Annotated in this window: 19 protein-coding genes; 2 read left to right on the top strand and 17 right to left on the bottom strand. The window is 52.0% G+C overall.

The features are described from left to right. Nucleotides 1–58: 58 nt before the first annotated feature. The 15 genes from rsmI to FZ040_RS09345 form a co-directional block, all read right to left on the bottom strand. A complete protein-coding gene (rsmI, locus tag FZ040_RS09275) occupies nt 59–919 on the bottom strand; it encodes a 16S rRNA (cytidine(1402)-2'-O)-methyltransferase (RefSeq protein WP_149171733.1) in 861 nt (286 codons plus the stop codon). Continuing rightward, on the bottom strand, nt 916–1,668 hold the full coding sequence (locus FZ040_RS09280; RefSeq protein WP_149171734.1) for a tRNA1(Val) (adenine(37)-N6)-methyltransferase: 753 nt from the start codon (nt 1,666–1,668) through the stop codon (nt 916–918). The genes rsmI and FZ040_RS09280 overlap by 4 nt, the downstream gene beginning before the upstream one ends. After that, the gene (locus FZ040_RS09285) at nt 1,665–2,831 is read right to left on the bottom strand and encodes a PSP1 domain-containing protein (protein WP_149171735.1); all 1,167 of its coding nucleotides are present in this window, start codon (nt 2,829–2,831) and stop codon (nt 1,665–1,667) included. The genes FZ040_RS09280 and FZ040_RS09285 overlap by 4 nt, the downstream gene beginning before the upstream one ends. 19 nt (nt 2,832–2,850) lie before the next feature. Then, on the bottom strand, nt 2,851–3,849 hold the full coding sequence (gene holB / locus FZ040_RS09290) for a DNA polymerase III subunit delta' (RefSeq protein ID WP_149171736.1): 999 nt from the start codon (nt 3,847–3,849) through the stop codon (nt 2,851–2,853). Then, nucleotides 3,849–4,304 carry a YaaR family protein gene (locus FZ040_RS09295; protein ID WP_149171737.1) on the bottom strand — a complete coding sequence of 152 codons (456 nt, stop codon included), beginning with the start codon at nt 4,302–4,304 and terminating at the stop codon, nt 3,849–3,851. The genes holB and FZ040_RS09295 overlap by 1 nt, the downstream gene beginning before the upstream one ends. A 155-nt stretch (nt 4,305–4,459) precedes the next feature. Then, nucleotides 4,460–4,798, bottom strand: coding sequence for a hypothetical protein (locus FZ040_RS09300; RefSeq protein ID WP_074515273.1), 339 nt, complete (start codon nt 4,796–4,798; stop codon nt 4,460–4,462). A 156-nt stretch (nt 4,799–4,954) separates the two neighbouring features. Continuing rightward, nucleotides 4,955–5,758, bottom strand: a complete 804-nt coding sequence (locus FZ040_RS09305; RefSeq protein ID WP_149171738.1) for an HAD family hydrolase — start codon at nt 5,756–5,758, stop codon at nt 4,955–4,957. A 104-nt stretch (nt 5,759–5,862) separates the two neighbouring features. Continuing rightward, the gene (locus tag FZ040_RS09310) at nt 5,863–6,735 is read right to left on the bottom strand and encodes an NAD(P)/FAD-dependent oxidoreductase (RefSeq protein WP_295098764.1); all 873 of its coding nucleotides are present in this window, start codon (nt 6,733–6,735) and stop codon (nt 5,863–5,865) included. Nucleotides 6,736–6,860: 125 nt separating this feature from the next. Further along, complete coding sequence (locus tag FZ040_RS09315) at nt 6,861–7,727, bottom strand: CoB--CoM heterodisulfide reductase iron-sulfur subunit B family protein (protein WP_149171740.1); 867 nt, start codon at nt 7,725–7,727, stop codon at nt 6,861–6,863. A gap of 2 nt (nt 7,728–7,729) precedes the next feature. Continuing rightward, the gene (locus FZ040_RS09320) at nt 7,730–8,686 is read right to left on the bottom strand and encodes a succinate dehydrogenase/fumarate reductase iron-sulfur subunit (protein ID WP_149171741.1); all 957 of its coding nucleotides are present in this window, start codon (nt 8,684–8,686) and stop codon (nt 7,730–7,732) included. Between the two features lie 2 nt (nt 8,687–8,688). Next, nucleotides 8,689–10,545 (bottom strand): FAD-binding protein, encoded by a 1,857-nt coding sequence (locus FZ040_RS09325; RefSeq protein WP_149171742.1) that lies wholly within the window; start codon nt 10,543–10,545, stop codon nt 8,689–8,691. 272 nt (nt 10,546–10,817) lie between these two features. Further along, entirely contained in the window at nt 10,818–11,723 is a 906-nt protein-coding gene (locus FZ040_RS09330; RefSeq protein WP_149171743.1) for a LysR family transcriptional regulator, read from the bottom strand. Further along, nucleotides 11,720–12,280 carry an HD domain-containing protein gene (locus FZ040_RS09335; protein WP_149171744.1) on the bottom strand — a complete coding sequence of 187 codons (561 nt, stop codon included), beginning with the start codon at nt 12,278–12,280 and terminating at the stop codon, nt 11,720–11,722. Before FZ040_RS09335 ends, FZ040_RS09330 begins: the two co-directional genes overlap by 4 nt. A 61-nt stretch (nt 12,281–12,341) precedes the next feature. Continuing rightward, on the bottom strand, nt 12,342–12,764 hold the full coding sequence (locus tag FZ040_RS09340; RefSeq protein WP_149171745.1) for a PaaI family thioesterase: 423 nt from the start codon (nt 12,762–12,764) through the stop codon (nt 12,342–12,344). Between the two features lie 180 nt (nt 12,765–12,944). Further along, nucleotides 12,945–15,089, bottom strand: a complete 2,145-nt coding sequence (locus FZ040_RS09345; RefSeq protein WP_149171746.1) for a heavy metal translocating P-type ATPase — start codon at nt 15,087–15,089, stop codon at nt 12,945–12,947. A gap of 141 nt (nt 15,090–15,230) precedes the next feature. Between FZ040_RS09345 and FZ040_RS09350 the strand changes: the two genes are divergently transcribed. Beyond that, nucleotides 15,231–15,725, top strand: a complete 495-nt coding sequence (locus FZ040_RS09350; protein ID WP_149171747.1) for a DNA-deoxyinosine glycosylase — start codon at nt 15,231–15,233, stop codon at nt 15,723–15,725. On the opposite strand, the gene ttdB is transcribed toward FZ040_RS09350, so the two are convergent. Then, entirely contained in the window at nt 15,726–16,337 is a 612-nt protein-coding gene (gene ttdB / locus FZ040_RS09355) for a L(+)-tartrate dehydratase subunit beta (protein WP_149171748.1), read from the bottom strand. Further along, on the bottom strand, nt 16,337–17,236 hold the full coding sequence (gene ttdA / locus FZ040_RS09360; RefSeq protein ID WP_149171749.1) for a L(+)-tartrate dehydratase subunit alpha: 900 nt from the start codon (nt 17,234–17,236) through the stop codon (nt 16,337–16,339). Before ttdA ends, ttdB begins: the two co-directional genes overlap by 1 nt. Before the next feature lie 295 nt (nt 17,237–17,531). Between ttdA and FZ040_RS09365 the strand changes: the two genes are divergently transcribed. Then, on the top strand, nt 17,532–18,944 hold the full coding sequence (locus FZ040_RS09365; protein ID WP_439653918.1) for an ammonium transporter: 1,413 nt from the start codon (nt 17,532–17,534) through the stop codon (nt 18,942–18,944). Nucleotides 18,945–18,949: the final 5 nt, after the last annotated feature.

The following is an 18,949-nucleotide window of genomic DNA, read 5'->3' on the forward strand; positions in this document are numbered from 1 at the left end:
AATTAGCATTTCAGCTTTGCCATAGGCAAGGCCGTCACCTGATGACACGTTTTTACCGTCACTGTTCTTCTGCCGCCAGCATTGCCTGATAGACATCCCGGCGGCTCAGGCCCAATTTCTTGGCCGTTTCCCGCATCGCCGACTTCTTATCCAGACCGTCCGCCATCAACTGCCCGCAAAGCGTCACGGGATCCTGCGGCAGCTGCTCGTCTTCCGCGCCCAGCTCATCCTCACTGGCGCCTTCCACCACAATGACATATTCTCCCCGCGGGTCGTTTTCCTGATAGTACGCCAAAAGTTCCTGCAAACTGCCCCGGCGGAACTCCTCGAACTTTTTGGTAAGCTCGCGTCCGAGCACCGCCCGACGGTTTCCGAGCCCCGCCTCAAGCTGCTTGAGCGTCGCCTTCAAGTGATGCGGTGCTTCATAAAAGATCAACGTCCCCTCATAGCCTTTGACCCGTGCCAGCGTCTCCTGCTGTTTTTTTGCCGTCTTGGGCAAAAAGCCCACAAACGTAAACAAGGTCGTATCGAGCCCCGAGCAAATCAGCGCCGACAGCCCGGCATTGCATCCCGGCAGCGGCGACACGCGAATGCCTGCCTCAATCGCCAGCTCGGCCAGATGGCTGCCGGGGTCGCAAATCCCCGGAAGCCCCGCATCGCTGACACAGACCAGGTCATGCCCCTGCTGCAGGTATTCAATGAGTTCCGGCCCCTTGGTAAATTTATTATGCTCGTGATAACTGGTCAGCTTCGTATGAATATCAAAATGCGTCAACAGCTGACGCGTATGCCGCGTATCCTCGGCCGCAATCAGCTCCACTTGCCCGAGCATGCGCACGGCCCGGTAAGTCATATCTTCCAAATTGCCGATTGGCGTCGCACACAGATAGAGCGTCCCCATCGTCTCTTCGCTACTCATTCTTTTTCTTCCTCCATGCCGTAAATCTGCAGGATTTCCTCCGTATAACTGCCATCTTCCCGATGAACAATGAGCGGTGGCAGTACCTTGAGCCCGCCGGGGGCAGCCCCCACCACGGCTTCAATCAGCATCATATTCGGCGCCTTGCCGTCTTTGGGCTGAACCATCTGCAATCGTTTGGGCTCCATCTGGTGCTCGTGAAGGCTCACGATGATTTCGCCCAGCCGCTCGGGCAGGTGAACCATGGCAAACCTGCCGCCAAAGCGCAGCGCAAAACGAGCCGCGCTGACCACATCGTCAAGCGTAGCCGTAAACTCATGACGGGCTCTGGCAACTCCCGATATTTGATTGACCTGCCCATGGGCTACGGGACGATAGGGCGGATTGGCCACCACCACATCAAAAGACTCCGGGGCATAAAGCTCCCGGATTTGACGATAGTCGCCGGACTTCACAAAAATCCTGTCTTCGAGTTCATTCATCCAGACATTCCGGGCCGCTACGTCCGCCATGACCTCGTTTAATTCAATGGCATCGACACGCGCTACTTCATCGGCAATCAAGAGCGGAATCACGCCCGTTCCTGTTCCCAGGTCTAATACCTTCTGCCGGCTTTTCCACGATAAAAAGTGGGCGAGCAGCACCGCATCCAGCGAAAAGCAGAATTCCTGCGTATTCTGGATGATGTGCCGCCCGCTCCTCATCAAATCGTCAAGCCGTTCATTTTCTTTCAGGCTGACGTTTCTCATTCTTTACTTTCCTTGCCTCCACCATTATTGCCGCTGCCATTTTTCTCACGGGATCCCCGTGGACGGCGGTCACGGCGCTGGCGATTGCCGCCTTCGCGGTTCTGTTTCTCATGCTCGCCCCGTGGACGGCGGCGATTATGGGAATTGCCTCCGCGATGCTCCTTATTCTCCCGGCCCTCGCGGTTATCACGCCGGTTATCATCTTTTCGTTTCTCACGCGGCCGGCGGTTGCGCTCACGGCGCGGACGCTCCTGTTCCTGCCGTTTCTCGCCATTGTCAGAAGCCGCCGGTGCCGCGATGATCTCGTCACTGGAAGTATCGAAACTTTCGAGCGTATCGCCTTCCTCATCTTTTTCGATGACATCTTCCCACGACGCGACAATCGTGCGGCTGTTATCCAAGAGAATCGTAGCCGTACGCCGCTGCTGATTGAGCGAGATTACCTTGCCCTCGCCCTCTAAGGATACCACCCGGCTGCCCTGCGCCGGAGCCAGCACCTTTTTCGGCTTCTTATGGCAGTTCTCGCAGTAGCAGTCATTCTCATATTTAAGACAACACATAAGGCGCCCGCAAATTCCCGAAATCTTCGTCGGATTCAAGGAGAGATTCTGTTCCTTGGCCATGCGGATAGAAACCGGCTCGAAATCCCCCAGGAACGATGCACAGCAGAGCGGACGGCCGCAGCAGCCGATTCCGCCCATGAGTTTCGCCTCATCGCGAACACCAATCTGGCGAAGTTCGATACGCGTACGAAATACCGACGCCAAATCCTTGACCAGATTGCGGAAATCAATACGCCCATCAGCCGTAAAGTAGAAGATAATCTTATTCATATCGAAGGTGTACTCAACCTCGACCAGCTTCATCGGCAGCTTGTGTTCCTGAATCTTCTTTTCGCAAATGCCGAAAGCCTCTTTCTCCCGCTTCTTGTTATCCTCCAAGCGCTGGAGATCCGAAGCATTCGCTATCCGATGGACAATCTTCAACGGCTGGGTGACTTCGCTGTCCTCCACCTCACGTGGGCCAAGAACCGTCAGGCCACACTCCATGCCGCGGGCAGTCTCCACGATAACACGCTGTCCTGCCTCAATTTCCAGATTGCCCGGGCCGAAATAATATATCTTTCCCGCTTTCTTGAAGCGGACTCCGATGATTTTCTGCAAAATTATCCTCCTACAACCTTTATGTCAAATCGCGTATACGCAATAAAAAACCTTCCATCTGCAAGCGCAGGTTTACGTTTGCCTGCAAGCGCCGCTGCATTTCCCGTACCTGGCGCAGCATCGCAAATATCTTATGCTCTGGGAAGCGCGGCAACAGCTTCGCCAGCTGTACGCGGCAATCCTGATGATACAAAAGCGGGCTCGCCCCATCCTCGTAAAGCACCAGCATATCACGCAAAAGCATATTAAAATACAGGAACCACTCCACGAGCTTTTCCCGGTCTAAATCGCCTTTTTCCTTTGCCAGCTGCCAAAGCTTATCCATGTCCATCGAGTCCAGCTGGGAAAGGACCGACAAGGCATCATTGCGGAGCGTGAGTCCGCCATTTTCGAAAAGCGTCACCGCACGGCCCAGGCTCCCGTCCGCCAATGCCGAAAGCTCAGCCGCATCTTCTGCCGGAACGCCGCGTTCCTGCAAAGCCGATGTCATCGCCTCCACGGGCAGCATGCCAAAAGCTACCGGCATACAACGGGACACGATAGTGTCTAAAAGCGAACTGCGCATACTGGTAACCAGAATAAAGGTTACCTGCCCCTCTGGCTCCTCCAGCGTCTTCAAAAGGCTGTTGGCCGCGGCCTCATTCATGCATTCAACGTCATCCAAAAGCACCACGCGGCTCTTAGACATAACCGGATAGCGGGAAGCCACCGTCTGCATCTCACGAATCTGTTCAATACGGATGACTTTTGCGGACTTGCCGCGGACTTCCGGCAGCACTTCATAATAATCGGGATGGCTGGACAGCCGCATCGACTGGCAGGACTCACAATGACCGCAGGGGCCATCGTCCGTCTCGCAAAGGATGGCTGCCGCCAGTGCCTGCCCCAGCATTTTCTTGCCAATACCATCCGGACCGGTAAACAACAGGGCATGCGGCAGGCGCCCCTCCCGGAGCATCGTCCGCAGCTGCTGCTTTTGCTTTTCATGCCCGATGATTTTATTCCAACTGAGTTCCATTACATGTAAAGGTCCACGAGCATCCCGCGGATTGCATCATGGCTGGCGACAATATCCAGCTGGCTGGCCTGTCCCAGGCGGATTTTCTCCGCCATTTCCTCCAGCCGTTTGTCAATCTTGCGGACAGTGGTATATACCTTCTGACGGCCCATGCGGTCCCAGCCGGCCTGCGTGTGGAGCTCATACATATGATTGACCGCCTCACCGACAAAGTTCTTGATGAGCGTGCGGTACGACTTCAGTTCATCGTAAGTCGGCGTCTTGGAAAGCCGCGCCCCCTGTTCATCAATCTGCCGGAGCAGCTTGTCGAGCTGTTCCGTTGTCACCGTTTCTTCCTGATTGCGCAGTTCCGTGCTGAAATCAGTGTCCATGTCACGGACACGCTCATCCTCGCTGCTGCGGCTCACGGAGATTGACGGCCCTTTTGTCGTCATATTATCTATTTTCATCGGCATAATGTATCACCTGCTTTTCGTTTCAATGAATAAGTCCTAAAGCGTATACTTGTCCATAGTTTCCTATTATTGATTATACCGTTTCATCTGGCAATATGCAATATAAAGAAAAGGCCGTCAGGCCTCTGCCTGACGGTCAAAACCGGCATTCCGGATTATTTGCTTTTATGCGGATTATGCGCCTCATATTCATCCTTGATGCCCTCGATGATTTTATCATGGCGTTCCTGCTCCTGACGCAGCTGGCGGTTGTACTCTTTCTCGCCAATCTGTCCATGGCGCTTCTGGTATTTGAGCGCGCGGACATTCTGCTTATGCGTCATATCTTCTTCGTTCATGCGATGGCTGTACTTATTGCTCGTTCCGTCTTCAAACGTCTGCTGCGCATGGTGACGATGTGCCTCCGAAACGCCCGACAGAGAAACCGTAGCAATGCCAAATCCCATCATGCCAGCCATTGCCAATGCTGTAACTTTCTTTTTATCAAACTTCATGTTCATGACTCCTTTACCTCAAAATTTTATCTTGGGTATTTCCCTTCTTTGTTTTAAAGTATAGGAATCTTGAATTGGAGCTTCCTTAAATAAAAATGATGTTTTTCCTTATATTTTTCTTACAATACCATTAAGGAAAATACCGCATGACGGCTATCAGCACAATCCCTCATCGAGCAGCTGCTGAATCTTGACCATAACGCCAGCTTCGACATTACTCTTGGCCGTGAAGCGGGCAACCTCCTTGATGGCCGGATACGCATTGGCCATGGCATAACTGTAATAAACCGACTCCAGCATCTCCTTATCGTTCATATAGTCGCCAAACGCTGCACATTCTTCCGGAGCCAGGCCCAGACGTTCCTGAATCTTGCGTACGGCCATACCTTTATTGGCTCCAAGGTTAGTAATATCCACCCAATAGGCACTTGCCAATACTACCTGCATCGAGCTTTCGTAATGCTTGAGCAGCGGAAAAATCTTCGTATCGGCATCCCCGTCAGCCGTGAAAAAAGAAATCTTAATCGGGTCATCGTCAACGTCTTCAAAGCAGTCGACCAATTCGATTTCGCTAAAATATTTCATGAGCTCATCCATGTATTTTTCCGGCTGCTTATCCTTGAGCAGATAAACTTTTTTCTTGCCGCAAAACACATTGTAGATGTCCGGCTTGTCGTTTACGCTGTTGACAATTTCCATTGCCTTATCCCGCTCAATGACATCCGAAAAAAGTTCCTCTCCATGCTGGCGGACCATCGTGCCATTGTCGCTGACAAAGAGGAACGTATCGGCATACTTGGGGAAGCTGTCCACCAGCGAGTAGTATTGACGGCCACTGGCCGGCGCAAACATAACCCCGCGGTCATGGAGTTTTTCCATCATGGCATCAAATTCCGCCGGTAACCGGCCCGCCTCATCCAGCAGCGTCCCATCCATATCCGACAAGATTAATTTAATCATTACACGTTCCTCATTTCCAGAATTACCCAAGATTCGTTATTTCATTCAAAAGCTAGTATTGATTTTACCATAAACACACAAGGTTCGTCTAATGACAAATGTACCTATTCCGCTCGTAAATAGCGCACTGCAGCCAGCCCGGCTTCCGCTCCCTGATAGACGGCTTTTGCCACCTGCCGCAAACCGCCGGTGCAATCTCCCGCCGCAAAAATACCGGGAATATTGGTGGCCATCTGTTCATCTATCTTGATAGCATTTCCCTCGAGCATTACGCCGAGCTTCCGCGCAAGCTCGGTGCTGCCGGCAACCCCAACCGCCAAGAATACACCATCAACCGGCAAAACCGAACCATCCTGGAAACGCACCTGCTGTACCCGGCCGTCCCCCTCCACAGCCGCCAATTTTCCCGGATGGATTGATAGCGTCTCCGGGACTGCACAGGCGGGTTCTTCTCCATTGGTAAGCAAAGTCACCTCCGACGCATGCGGAAGCAGTGCCGCCGCCTCATGCAGCGCATATTCGCCAGCACCAATGACCGCCACCTTCTTTTGGCGATAGAAAAACGCATCGCAAATCGCACAATAGCTGATGCCCTTTCCCTCAAATTCACGGATGCCAGGAACCGGCAAAGTTTTATGCGCTGCCCCAGCGGCTAAAATGACGCTGTCGGCCTCAAATCCCTCTTGCTCCGTTTCCACCCGGAAGCTATGAAAATCATCGGCAAAATTCACGGCAGCCACATCGCCTTCGCGAAATTCCACGCCGATGCGTTTTGCCCCATCGATTCCGCGTGCCAGGAGTTCCACTCCGCTTACCGGTTCTGCCAGCCCATAGTAATTTTCTATCAAATGGGCTTTGGCTAAACTGCCGGTATCCTTCCCGCTGGAAATCACCGTTACTTCAGCGCCTCCGCGGCGTGCGTAAAGAGCTGCCGATACACCGGCAGGACCTGCTCCAATGATAACAACTTTTGCCATTCCCGATACCCCCTGCATTTTTTTCTTCAGTATAACACAAAAGTGACAGACTCTTTGTGAGCCTGTCACCTTTGTGTTGTGATGTGTGTGTTTATCTAAATTTTAGGAAAGGGTACGCGTATTTATCAGCCCAGTTTCAGTTTGTCCTGTGCGGAGACGTGGCGGTTGAAGCCAACTTCCTCTTTCGTCAGGCCAAGAGCCAGACCTACGAGCTGCTGCAGGTGCAGGATAGGAACCTGTGCCTGGGAATGAACAGCCTCACGGCCCTCCGGCTCGTACATATCGAGCTGCATCTGGCAGAGCGGGCACGGTGTAACCAGTGCACCAGCGCCAGCGCGGTCAGCGCTGTCAACAATCTCACCCGTAGCCTTGAGCACATCGTGCTCAGCAGCCAGCTGGGCATGGAAGCCGCAGCATTTGCGGTTTGCATCGAACCAAACCGGCTCTGCGCCGAGTTTGCGGACGAGGCGCTCCATGTACTCCGGATGTTTGCCATCACCATGGTCCATGACCTCCTGCGGACGCAGGATATGGCAGCCATAGTAAGCAGCGACTTTATAGCCATTAAGCGGATTTACAATCTTGCCATCCAAGAGTTCCGGATGGTCATCAAGAATCCAGAGGAAATGCGTAATCTGGCTCGTGCCTTTGTACTCATACGGATGACCGGACTCCTTGAGAATGTTGTTGACTTTCTCGCGAAGTTTCTCATCCTTATCCAGGCGGGCTTTAGCCGTACGGAGCTGCAGCGTGCAAGTGTTGCAGACCGTCATGATATCGCAACCCATATTCTCGGCAATGGAAATGTTGCGAGCATTGACAGCCAGTGCAGCCAAATCATCAACACCCTGTGCATGGGATGCACCACAGCAGGTCCAGTTTGGAATCTCTTCGATTTCAATACCGAGTTTCTCGCAAACTTTTTTCAAGGACGTATAAGCTTCAGCAGCAGCGCCTTCGAGGACGCAGCCCGGGAATAATGCGTATTTCATAATCAATTCTCCTCCTTCGATGCTGCTTCTGCGTTCTTAACGATTTTACGGATCGTGTCGATCTCTTTGTTGACCGGATGCTTATCCAGCGGATTCATCTTGCCAACGCGCATGAGGCGCAGAGCCATCGGCGCACGCAGACCGGCGGCGAAGAAGCCCTCGGACTTGATGTTGAGCTTCGACTCGTCGAGCGTACCGGAATCGCTGATATCATCATAGATAGCTTTCGCATGGCGGGCACCAACGTTATCATCGAGGCCCATCTTGAACGTAGCTTCTTTGAGTTTCTCGATAGCACCAGCCGGGTCGAGACCTTTCGGGCATTTTGCCGTGCATTCCTGGCAGTTGAAGCAGCGCCAGAGGCCAGCATCAACAACAGCCTTGAGATGCTCTTTCGGGTCCTTATCACGGGAATCCCGCGTGATTTTGGCAGCCTTGACGAAAACGAACGGGTCAAGGAAGTCATCCTGATTCCAGGAGTTCTTGTTGCACTCGGATACGCAGGAACCGCAGAGGATACAACCGGCGAGTTTCTTGAATTTGTTAAACTCTTCCGGAGACTGCTTGCAGCCTTCCTCAGCCGAAAATTCAGCTTTCGGATGAACCGTCGGTTTGATTTTCTTGATGCGGGCATATTTCGGGTCCCAATCGACAATGAGGTCGCGGATGACGCGGAAGTTGCCCAGCGGCTCAATGGTGAGCTCATCCGTATCATAGCGTTTCATGAGGTTCTCAACGAGAATCTCGCAAGCGAGCTCAGCGTTGCCGTTGACGCGGACAGCACAAGCGCCGCAGATGGAAGAACGGCAGGAGCAGGTAAACGAAAGGGTCGGATCCTGATGCTCTTTAATCTGCGTCAGGGCCTCAAGTACCGTCATACCAACCGTAACCGGGAGCGTGTAATCCTGCACCCATTTTTTATCTTCAACGAAGCGATGGATTCTAAGCTTTACGTCCATGATCAATACTTCCTTTCTTTCGGCTGATATTTCGTAATAACGACATCTTTATACTCGGCACGATACTCGCCCGTCTTCTGATCTTTGAAGATAAGCGTATGCTTGAGGAAGTTCTTGTCGTCACGTTTCGGGAAATCACGACGGGAATGACCACCGCGGCTCTCTTTACGAGCCAGTGCACCCTGTACGATAGCATGGGAAATCTGCAGCAGGTTTCCGAGCTCAATGTACTGCTCAAAGGCCGTGTTGTAAACATGGGAGGAGTCACCAACATAGCAGTGTTTGTACTCTTCCTCGAGGGCCTTGAGTTCCTGCGTAGCCTGATTCAGCTGGTCTTCCTGACGGTATACGCCAGCTTTGTACCACATCGTATTGACCATGGCATCACGAATCTCCGGTACGGTCTTGCCGCAGCCTTCCGGACGGCTCGTGACTTCTTCAAATCTATCTTTCCATTTCTGGCAGTCCTGAGCCAGCTTGTCCTGGCTGCCAGCATAATTATGCTCTTTTGCGTAGGCAGCTGCACCGTCGCCGGCCGTATGACCAAAAACGAGTACCTCCGACAGGGAGTTAGCGCCGAGGCGGTTTGCACCATGTACGGATACACAGCTGCACTCACCAGCGACATAGATACCCGGTACGCGCGACTCACCCGTATGGAAGTCAGCCATCTCGAGGCCGCCCATGGAGTAATGGCAGGTCGGGGCAATGAGAACCGGCTCTTTCGTGATGTCGACACCAGCGAAGCGTTTGGAAAGGTCAGCAACCTGGCCCAGACGCTCGCGGATACGCTCAGCCGGAATAACCGTGAAGTCCATGTAGACACCAGCATGGATGCCCTCGCCGACACCACGGCCCTGCTCGATTTCCGTAGCAATAGCACGCGCTACGATATCACGCGTAGCCAGCTCTTTCTTCTCCGGCGCATATTTTTCCATAAAACGCTCGCCATTCTTGTTCTTGAGCTGTGCACCCTCGGCACGGCTGGACTCGGACAGCAGGACGCCATTAGCCGACAGGCCCGTCGGATGGAACTGTACCATTTCCGGATCTTTGAACGGAATACCAACATTCATGCCGGCAACGATGCCGTCACCCGTGGAGCTGTACGGATTGGACGTACGAATCCAGTACACACGGCCATAACCGCCCGTTGCAATGATAACAGATTTTGCCGGAACGCCGATGAGGTTGCCCGAGCGCATATCCATAGCGATAACACCGTTGAGCTGGTCGTTCTTTTCGCCGCTCATGCTGATTTCAAGCATCTGGCACTCCGAGATGAAGTCAATGCCATTTTCCAGGCACTGCTCGAACAGCGTGTGAACCATAGCATGACCAGCGCGGTCCTCAAAGTAGGAAGCACGCGGATGGGAATGACCGCCCATCTTGCGCTGATGGAAGCAGCCGTCTTTCTGGCGGTTGTACGGATAGCCCATATAGTCCATCTCGTAGATATTTGCGCCAGCACGCTCTGCAAAGTACTCAACAGCATCCTGGTCGCAAAGATAGTCGCCACCCTTGATGGTATCAAACACATGCGACTCGACCGTATCCGTCGGATCGGATACACCCGTAACACCGTTCATGCCGCCCTGTGCCATCGTCGAAGCCGAACGCGTCGGTACGAGCTTCGTCATAACAGCAACTTTGAGGTTCTTGTTCTCAGCGGCTGCCAAAGCGGCACGCATACCAGCACCGCCACTGCCGATAATCAGAACATCATAAGTAATGTCACCTTTTTTGACCTTTTCTGGAATATTGTTACCATTCCAGGTGAAGTAAGAACCTGCAGCCACAACGACACCGGCTGCTGCCGCGCCCTTTATAAAGGTACGACGTGAAATCTCCTTCGACATAGTATTCCCTCCTAAACACTTCCCAATACACAACAATTTTCTCAAATTATTAACTAGAATTATTTTACATAAAAAAAAGCTATCGGGGAAATACATACTGCTTATATCGCCTATTCAAAAAAACAATACCCGCCAAGGAGGATTGCGAGATATCCGTATTTTCAGTTATTTTTTTAGAGAAAATGCATCATCCAAATCTTTTTTCATACACAAAAGGCTGCTGCACGTTGAATTTACGTGCAACAGCCCCTTGTTTAGTATAGACAAACGGATTACCGTTTCAACAGCGCAATAAACGTCTTCGCTGCCTGCGAAAGATGCTGGCCGCGGCCATAAGCTGCCACGAGCTGCCGCTCCTCCACATTTTCTTCCAATTCAAAGAAGAAGGGCGCTTCCTTCCAACGCCAGCCGCGCACGAGCATATCCGTTACCAAAGTAATGCCTAGTCCGGCCATGCAGAGTTCTGCCGCATCAATGATGCTGTTGGCCTCAAAGACCACATCCGGCTCGCACTGCGTTTCCTGGCATAAATTCCGATAGATATGCGCCATCCGCCGGCTTTCCTGCAGCTTAATGAATGGCTGCTTGTGAAGCCGGGCAAAGGAAAGCGTCGGGTAAGGCGTTATCTGACGGCCGCCAAAGCGGACAGCGAAAGGATGGTCCATCGGTACGGCCAGCAAGGTACGCTCCTTCAAAAGTGGTATCGAAGCAAAATTCTTATCGGGCAGCGGCTCATAGAGCAGCGCAAAATCGACTGCCCCCGCGAGTACGTCCTCCTTGAGTTCCCACAAGCTGTGCTCCCGTACGGTCAACCGAATCCCGGGATAATTCCGATGAAACTCGATAAGAGGCTGGGTCAGATAGCACGAAGACCGCGTCCGCGAGCTGCCGATACAGAGATTCCCCGTGCGAAGTTCTGACAGGTCGGCCGTTCCCTTGACCAGTTCCTGCTTCAGCCGCTGAATCTCCCGAGCCTTTTCCACGTAAATCTCGCCAGCTGGCGTAAGCAGCAACGGCGTCTGGCTGCGGTCAAACAGAGCCTCGCCGAGCTCCCCTTCTATCTTTTTTATACACTGCGATAACGACGGCTGCGAAACATAAAGGTGCTTGGCTGCAGCCGAAAAGGTGCCATCTTCTGCGACCTGCAGTACACTCCGCCATTCATGCTCATCAATCAAAAGCCTAACTCCTCCTTATGGGCCTGCATTCCCTCAATGCAGCACTGCATAACATCCCCCGGCTCCATGCCGAGCATTTCAAATCCTTTCTTGATGGTTTCCCGGCTGCACTTTGCCGCAAATTTCTTATCTTTGAATTTCTTCTTAAAGGATTTGAGTTCCATTCCATCCATCTTTTCCGGACGCATCAAGGCATAAGCCTGCACGATTCCGGTCAGCTCATCCACCGTATAGAGACTCTTCTCTATAGCCGACAGCGGTTCTGCCTCCTCGGTCGTAATTCCCCAGCCATGCGAAATAATTGCCCGGATATCCGCTTCTTCAACACCTTCATCTGCCAGTAGTTCGCGCACATGATGACAATGTTCATCCGGATACTTTTCATAATCGACATCATGAAGGTATCCGATTGCTTCCCAATGCTCTTTGTCTTCACCAAAATGCTCTGCCATTGCGCCCATAGCTGCGCTGACAGCAGCCGCATGGGTAAAAAGATGCGCCTCTGTCGTGTGTTTGCTAAGTATTTCTTTTGCCTTGGCCAACGTCAAACTACTCATTCTGTAACCTCCCGGTGCTAAAGAAGCTTAAGTATCGTAATTATGTAAATTATTATACGCTTTATTCTGCCGCATCGTCAACAAAACGGCCGAGTACGTAAAAAGTACCATGCGCCTTGGCAAACAATTTTCCTGCTTCATCACGGATTTCACTTTCCAAAGTCATGGTATGGCGACCATCATGAAGGACCGCCCCCGTGGCGATAATCCTCGTGGTCATCGGCACCGAATGCATAAAATCCATGCAAAGATTCATGGTAACGACTTTCTTATTCCGTGCCAGTGCCGCTGCTCCCATCGCCGTATCTGCCAATGTCATAAGAGCTCCCCCGTGGATAATACCGTAGAGGTTCGTATGCTCAGACTCCACCATCAACTCCAACCGGACGCCGCCATCGGCTGCCGGCACGGCCTCAGCATGGATATACTCCAGGAACGGATTCTTGTGATAGAACGCAACGATATGCTGCTGCATTTTCGTCATAGATTTATTCTGCTCCGTCAAACCATCACGACCTTTTTACAATTATGATATCTTCTATAATATATCTTCTATAATAACGCCATTATCCCTTTTTTGCCAAAAACGGCCCTTCGCATTGACCGGACTGCACCATGACAGGCCATAAATACGAAGGACCGTTTTCAAAGGCTTATTAACTTGTTAGAGATAGATTTCGCAATCGTCTTCGACTTTTTTGCAATTCAGCCGGACTTCTTCCATAACCGACTTGGCATCATATCCATCTTCAAATTCCACTTTCATCTTCAACAGCATAAAATTGATTGTCGCCATCTTTACGCCTGGCGTTTTGTTCGCAGCTTCTTCCATGAGATTCGCACAATTGGGACAATCCACATCGATTTTATACGTTTTTTTCATGTCGCTTTCCTTTCTGCCACTGACTTCCTTCACGTTATTTCTCGGCACCATCATCGCCCGCATGGCATTAAGAACGGCTAATACCATGACGCCTACATCGGCAAAGATTGCCGCCCACATATTCGCCAGGCCAACCGCGCCCAGAACCAGCACAATGACCTTGATACCGATTGACCCCCGGATATTCTGCCGGACAATTCGCATCGTCTTGCGGGCAAGGCGCTGAGCCTTGGCCAGCTGCAGCGGATTGTCATCCATCAGCACCACATCAGCCGCCTCAATGGCAGCATCTGAGCCCATAGCTCCCATCGCGATGCCGACATCGGCCCGGGATATTACCGGCGCATCATTGATGCCATCCCCCACAAAAGCCAATTTGCCCTGGCTGCCGGCTGCCTGTTTTGCGGCCAGCAGTTCTTCTACCTTCGTCACTTTGTCAGCTGGCAGCAGTTCACTGTACACCTTATCGATTCCCAGCTTACCTGCCACCTCGGCTGCCACTTTTTCCGCATCGCCAGTCAGCATAAACACCTCGGCAACACCATTGCGGTGCAAAGCCTCAACCGCCTTGGCCGAGTCTTCCTTGACGACATCCGAAATCACGATATGACCAGCATATTCCCCATCCATGGCAACATGGATGATAGTGCCGGTATGCGTACAATCATGCCATGAAATGCCTTCTGCTTCCATCATCCGGCTGTTGCCAACACTAATTTTGTGGTCATTGACTCTGGCCCGGACGCCATGACCGGCGATTTCTTCTATATCTTCTACCGCACAGTCATCGGCTTCGTTGCGATATGCTGCCTTAAGAGACGCCGCGATGGGATGCGTTGAAAACCGCTCCACATGCGCAGCCAAATGAAGCAGCTGCTTTTCATCCATTTTTTCCGGATGAACTGCCGTAACCTCAAACACACCTTTCGTCAAAGTTCCAGTCTTATCAAAGACCACCGTATCGACAGATGCCAGCGCCTCCAGATAGTTCGAACCCTTAATCAGCACACCTTGGCGGCTGGCACCGCCCAGCCCGGCAAAGAAGCTGAGCGGAATGCTGATAACAAGCGCACAGGGACAGCTGATAACGAGGAACGTAAGCGCGCGATAAAACCACATTCCCCACTGCGGCGCCCCACCTAACAGAAAAAGCTGCCAAAGCGGCGGCAAGAGTGCCAGCGCAATTGCCGCATAGACGACGACCGGCGTATAGACGCGGGCAAATCGCGTGATAAAGGCTTCTGAGCGCGACTTGTTGGAACTTGCCTCTTCTACCAATTCCAATATTTTCGATGCCGTGGATTCCTCAAATTCCCGGGTTGTCCGAATCCGCAACAGGCCATTCTTATTGATGCAGCCGCTTAACACTTCATCCCCGGGATTTACATCCCTTGGCAGGCTCTCACCAGTTAAAGCAACGGTATCAAGACTTGACTGCCCCATGGTCACGACTCCATCCAGAGGAATCTTTTCGCCTGGCTGGACAACAATTATCGTCCCGGGCTGCACTTCCTCTGGATCAACTTTTTCCAGCTGGCCATTCTCCTTTTCGATATTGGCATAGTCCGGACGAATATCCATGAGTTCGCTGATATCGCGGCGGCTCCTGCCCACCGCATAGCTTTGGAACCACTCGCCCACCTGATAGAACAACATGACCGCGATACCTTCCGTATAATCGCCGTCTTCATAAACAGCTAGTGCCATAGCACCGATGGTAGCGATTGCCATGAGCAGGCTTTCATCAAAGGCCTTGCGGTTCTTCACGCCTTTGGCAGCTTTCAGCAGGACATCATAACCAACTACCAGATAGGGCACCAGATAAGCGGCAAATCGCCAGCCCCCCGCCAACGGAGCATAGGCTAACACTGCCAGCATCACTGCAGCTGCGATAATCCTCACCAAATTGCGCTTCTTTTTATCCATCCGTCTCACCTCACGCCTTCCTCTTAATATATGAACAACAATTCATTTGTTGAATTAATTATAGCAAAAAATTCCAGCCAGTCAAGATTATTTTTCCGATATGCTAAAATAATAGTGCAAGAAAACGATTGGAGGTATTTTATGAATTGTATCGGCTTTCCCCCCAGTATCGATGATAACTGTCATACACTGATTCTCGGTTCTATGCCTGGTGTTACGTCACTAGCGCAGCAGCAGTATTACGCGCATCCGCAAAACCGCTTTTGGCCCCTGATGGCCCAGCTGCTCGAAGAAGCAGCTGTCCCGCTGGATTATAACCAGCGGCTGCAAATGCTCCTGCGCCATCACATCGCTCTTTGGGATTCCATTGATTCCTGTGAACGCGACGGCAGTCTTGATTCGGCCATAAAAAATGAGCAGGGCAATGATTTCACTGCCCTGCTGGCAAACTATCCTCATATCAAAACCATCTGTTTCAATGGCGGTAAATCCGCAGAGGCCTTCAAGCGCTATAATAAAGCCCTGCTGGCCCGAACCGATATCACCTTTCATGCCATGCCATCTACCAGCCCGGCCAATGCCCGGTGGCGCATGGAAATGCTGGCCGCCAAATGGGGCGAAGTCATCCGCCCATGATTATTTGATAAATCTGACCTCACGGCAGATTTCTTCATAGACTTCTTCTTTTCGTTTGTTGAAGATGACCTTGTTCTCCTCGAAGATATTATTCCCATGCGTGTCAATCGACACAATGAGCGGGCCAAATTCTTTTACCTTGCTGGTCCACAGGGTTTCCGGCATGCCCAAATCCTTCCACTGCGCATCGATGATTTCTTCTACACAGGTAGCGGCTACTACCGCACAGCCTGCAGGAAATACGCAATGTATCGCCTTGTAATCGCGGCAGCCGCGCATCGTTCCGTCACCCATACCGCCTTTGCCGATAATCAGCCGGACACCAGTCTCCTTGATAAATTCCTCTTCGAATTTTTCCATCCGCATGGAGGTCGTCGGGCCCACGGTAACCATCTCGTATTTATCCTCCCCCAAAGGCCGGATAATCGGCCCGGCATGAAGGATGGCGCCATCTTTTACATCTACCGGCAGCGGCCGTTTCTCTTCAATGACACGGCGGTGCGCGACATCGCGGCAAGTCGTCAGCCTGCCCGTCAGATAAATGACATCACCGACATGAATATCTTCCAAATCCTCAGCCTGAATCGGCGTTGTAAGTACTTTCTTTGCCATCAGAAATCCACCTCCGAATGGGAATCAATCGTATAGTTCAAGTCCTTATCGAATACGATGTGGCCGCGGCGGTGCGACCAGCAGCCGACATTGACCGCTACGCCGATAACCGACGGATGGCGGGCGCTATTTTCGATATTTACCCCTAACACGGAGTTCTTCCCCCTGAGTCCCTGCGGGCCAAGGCCAATCTTATTGATGCCAGTTTCCAGCAGCTGTTCCATTTTTGCCGCCCGCGGATTGGGATTATGGGATCCGATAGGACGCATGAGTGCCTTCTTGGAATGAAGGGCCGCCACTTCCACCGAAGTGCCAATGCCTACGCCTACGAGCAGAGGCGGACAGGCATTTAACCCATAACTGGTCATGACATCAAGCACGAACCGCGTAACGCCTTCATAACCTTCTCCTGGCATCAATACTTTGGCATGTCCCGGCAGCGAGCAGCCGCCCCCGGCCATATAGGTGTAGATTTCACAGTCATCCCGCTCGGGAACTACATCCCAAAACAACGAGGGAATCCCCAAGGCTACATTTTTGCCCGTATTGTATTCGTCAAACGTTTCGACCGCGTTATGACGAAGCGGTGCCTCCTTGGTCGCCCGGATTACGCTTTCGCGAAGAATGCCGGACAGCTCACTCATATAGGGAAAGTTTGCGCCGCATTTAAGAAAGAACTGAATGGCTCCCGTATCCTGACAGCTGGGACGATTGAGCTCCTGCGCGAGTTCCTGATTCTTCAGCATGGTCTGATAGATTGCTTTTGCCAGCGGCTCTTCTTCCTGTCCAGCCAATTCGGCAATCTTTTCCCGGACATCATCCGGCAGCCGTTTTCCCGTAAAGGCGACAAACTTTGCCACGATGTCTGTCATACGTAGTACCGCATCATCTTTTGTCATACTATCGTTCCCCCTTAGCACCTGTCTCCATATAATCACCTGGAATACTTCGTGCCGGGAACAGCTTTTTCCTGCCGTCTGTATTCTTGTATACATAACAACAGAATATTGACAGAATAAAAATCGCTGATTATAATAAAGCCATCAACCAACAAACAAGAGGCAATGACGCCCCAGAGAATCAGGTACCGGATTCTCTGGGGCTTTTCTGTCCTCCGAAAGGTTGATTGTCTGTCAAGTATCATAGGCATGCCAATTTCCCGATTGACATGCCGCAAAGAGACAATGGCGTCTCATGGATTCCCGCGGAATCTGTGGGACGCTTTTTATTTTCCTCGTTATTCTTATCCCATATTACCGCTATTATCCACTTATTGAACGAAAGGATTTGATTTCCATGATTGATACGGGCGATACGGCTTGGGTCCTCATCAGTGCAGCCCTGGTCTTCATTATGACTCCCGGACTTGCCTTCTTTTACGGCGGCATGGTTCGCAGCAAAAATGTACTGACTACCATCATGCAGAGCTTTTTCATCGTTGCCATGATTTCGGTTGAATGGGTACTGATTGGCTACACCATGACGTTCGGCGCCGATATCAACGGCTTCATCGGCAGTCTCGACAAACTCGGCCTTGCTGGCGTCGGCTTGAACGTTCTCGAAAATGGCACGATTCCAGAACTCGCCTTTGTTGCCTTCCAGTGCATGTTCGCCGTCATCACCCCGGCCCTCATCACTGGCGCCTTTGCCGAACGCATGAAATTTGCTGCTTTTGCTGTCTTTATCCTTCTCTGGGCTGTCTTCATTTACAACCCGATGGCTCATTGGGTATGGGGCGGCGGCTTCCTGGCCGAACTCGGTGCTCTTGATTTTGCCGGCGGCCTCGTCATCCACATTCTCTCCGGTGTTTCTGGACTTACCCTCTGCATCCTGCTCGGCAAACGCAAAGGCTATGGCCATACCGCTATGATTCCTCACAACCTGCCGATGACCGTCCTCGGTGCTACGCTTCTCTGGTTTGGCTGGTTCGGCTTTAATGCCGGCAGTGCTCTCGGCGCCAATGCTCTGGCTGCCAATGCCTTCGTAACCTCCCAGGCTGCTGCCGCTGCCGCTACCGTTTCCTGGGTATTGGCCGAATGGAAATTCAATGGCAAACCGACCATTCTCGGTGCAGCTTCCGGCTGTGTCGCAGGTCTCGTCGCCATCACCCCGGCAGCTGGTTTTGTCGCACCGCTTCCCTCGGTTATCATTGGTCTTGTCGGCGGCGTTGTCTGCTTCTTCGCCGTTGCAGTTCTTAAAGAAAAACTCGGTTACGATGATGCCCTCGACGCCTTTGGTGTTCATGGCATCGGCGGCACCTGGGGTGCTGTTGCCACGGGTCTCTGGGCTACCACCGAAATCAATCCGGATGGTGCCAACGGCCTGCTCTTCGGCGAAACCCATCTTTTCACGGCACAGCTCGTTTCGATTGTTGTCGCTTATGCCCTGGCTATTGCCGGCACCTACGTCCTCTATAAGATTGTCGCTGCTTTGATGGAAACCCGCGCTTCCGAAGCCGAAGAACTCACGGGTCTCGACATCGTCGAACACGGCGAACGCGGCTATGCCCGTTCCGTCATGACTGGCAGCCCGATGCTTGGCAGTTTTGAAGACTCCAGCGAAATGCTTGCCAACACCGTCATGAGTATCAATGCACAGAAAGGATAAGGTGG

This window comes from Pseudoselenomonas ruminis (genome assembly GCF_008271295.1).
In the GTDB taxonomy this organism is placed as follows: domain Bacteria; phylum Bacillota; class Negativicutes; order Selenomonadales; family Selenomonadaceae; genus Selenomonas_A; species Selenomonas_A ruminis.

Coding starts and splice junctions, on each gene's coding strand:
- rsmI (WP_149171733.1), bottom strand. CDS start 919: ATGAGTAGCGAAGAGACGATGGGGACGCTCTATCTGTGTGCGACGCCA.
- FZ040_RS09280 (WP_149171734.1), bottom strand. CDS start 1,668: ATGAGAAACGTCAGCCTGAAAGAAAATGAACGGCTTGACGATTTGATG.
- holB (WP_149171736.1), bottom strand. CDS start 3,849: ATGGAACTCAGTTGGAATAAAATCATCGGGCATGAAAAGCAAAAGCAG.
- FZ040_RS09295 (WP_149171737.1), bottom strand. CDS start 4,304: ATGCCGATGAAAATAGATAATATGACGACAAAAGGGCCGTCAATCTCC.
- FZ040_RS09300 (WP_074515273.1), bottom strand. CDS start 4,798: ATGAAGTTTGATAAAAAGAAAGTTACAGCATTGGCAATGGCTGGCATG.
- FZ040_RS09305 (WP_149171738.1), bottom strand. CDS start 5,758: ATGATTAAATTAATCTTGTCGGATATGGATGGGACGCTGCTGGATGAG.
- FZ040_RS09310 (WP_295098764.1), bottom strand. CDS start 6,735: ATGGCAAAAGTTGTTATCATTGGAGCAGGTCCTGCCGGTGTATCGGCA.
- FZ040_RS09315 (WP_149171740.1), bottom strand. CDS start 7,727: ATGAAATACGCATTATTCCCGGGCTGCGTCCTCGAAGGCGCTGCTGCT.
- FZ040_RS09320 (WP_149171741.1), bottom strand. CDS start 8,686: ATGGACGTAAAGCTTAGAATCCATCGCTTCGTTGAAGATAAAAAATGG.
- FZ040_RS09325 (WP_149171742.1), bottom strand. CDS start 10,545: ATGTCGAAGGAGATTTCACGTCGTACCTTTATAAAGGGCGCGGCAGCA.
- FZ040_RS09335 (WP_149171744.1), bottom strand. CDS start 12,280: ATGAGTAGTTTGACGTTGGCCAAGGCAAAAGAAATACTTAGCAAACAC.
- FZ040_RS09340 (WP_149171745.1), bottom strand. CDS start 12,764: ATGACGAAAATGCAGCAGCATATCGTTGCGTTCTATCACAAGAATCCG.
- FZ040_RS09345 (WP_149171746.1), bottom strand. CDS start 15,089: ATGGATAAAAAGAAGCGCAATTTGGTGAGGATTATCGCAGCTGCAGTG.
- FZ040_RS09350 (WP_149171747.1), top strand. CDS start 15,231: ATGAATTGTATCGGCTTTCCCCCCAGTATCGATGATAACTGTCATACA.
- ttdB (WP_149171748.1), bottom strand. CDS start 16,337: ATGGCAAAGAAAGTACTTACAACGCCGATTCAGGCTGAGGATTTGGAA.
- ttdA (WP_149171749.1), bottom strand. CDS start 17,236: ATGACAAAAGATGATGCGGTACTACGTATGACAGACATCGTGGCAAAG.
- FZ040_RS09365 (WP_439653918.1), top strand. CDS start 17,532: ATGGATTCCCGCGGAATCTGTGGGACGCTTTTTATTTTCCTCGTTATT.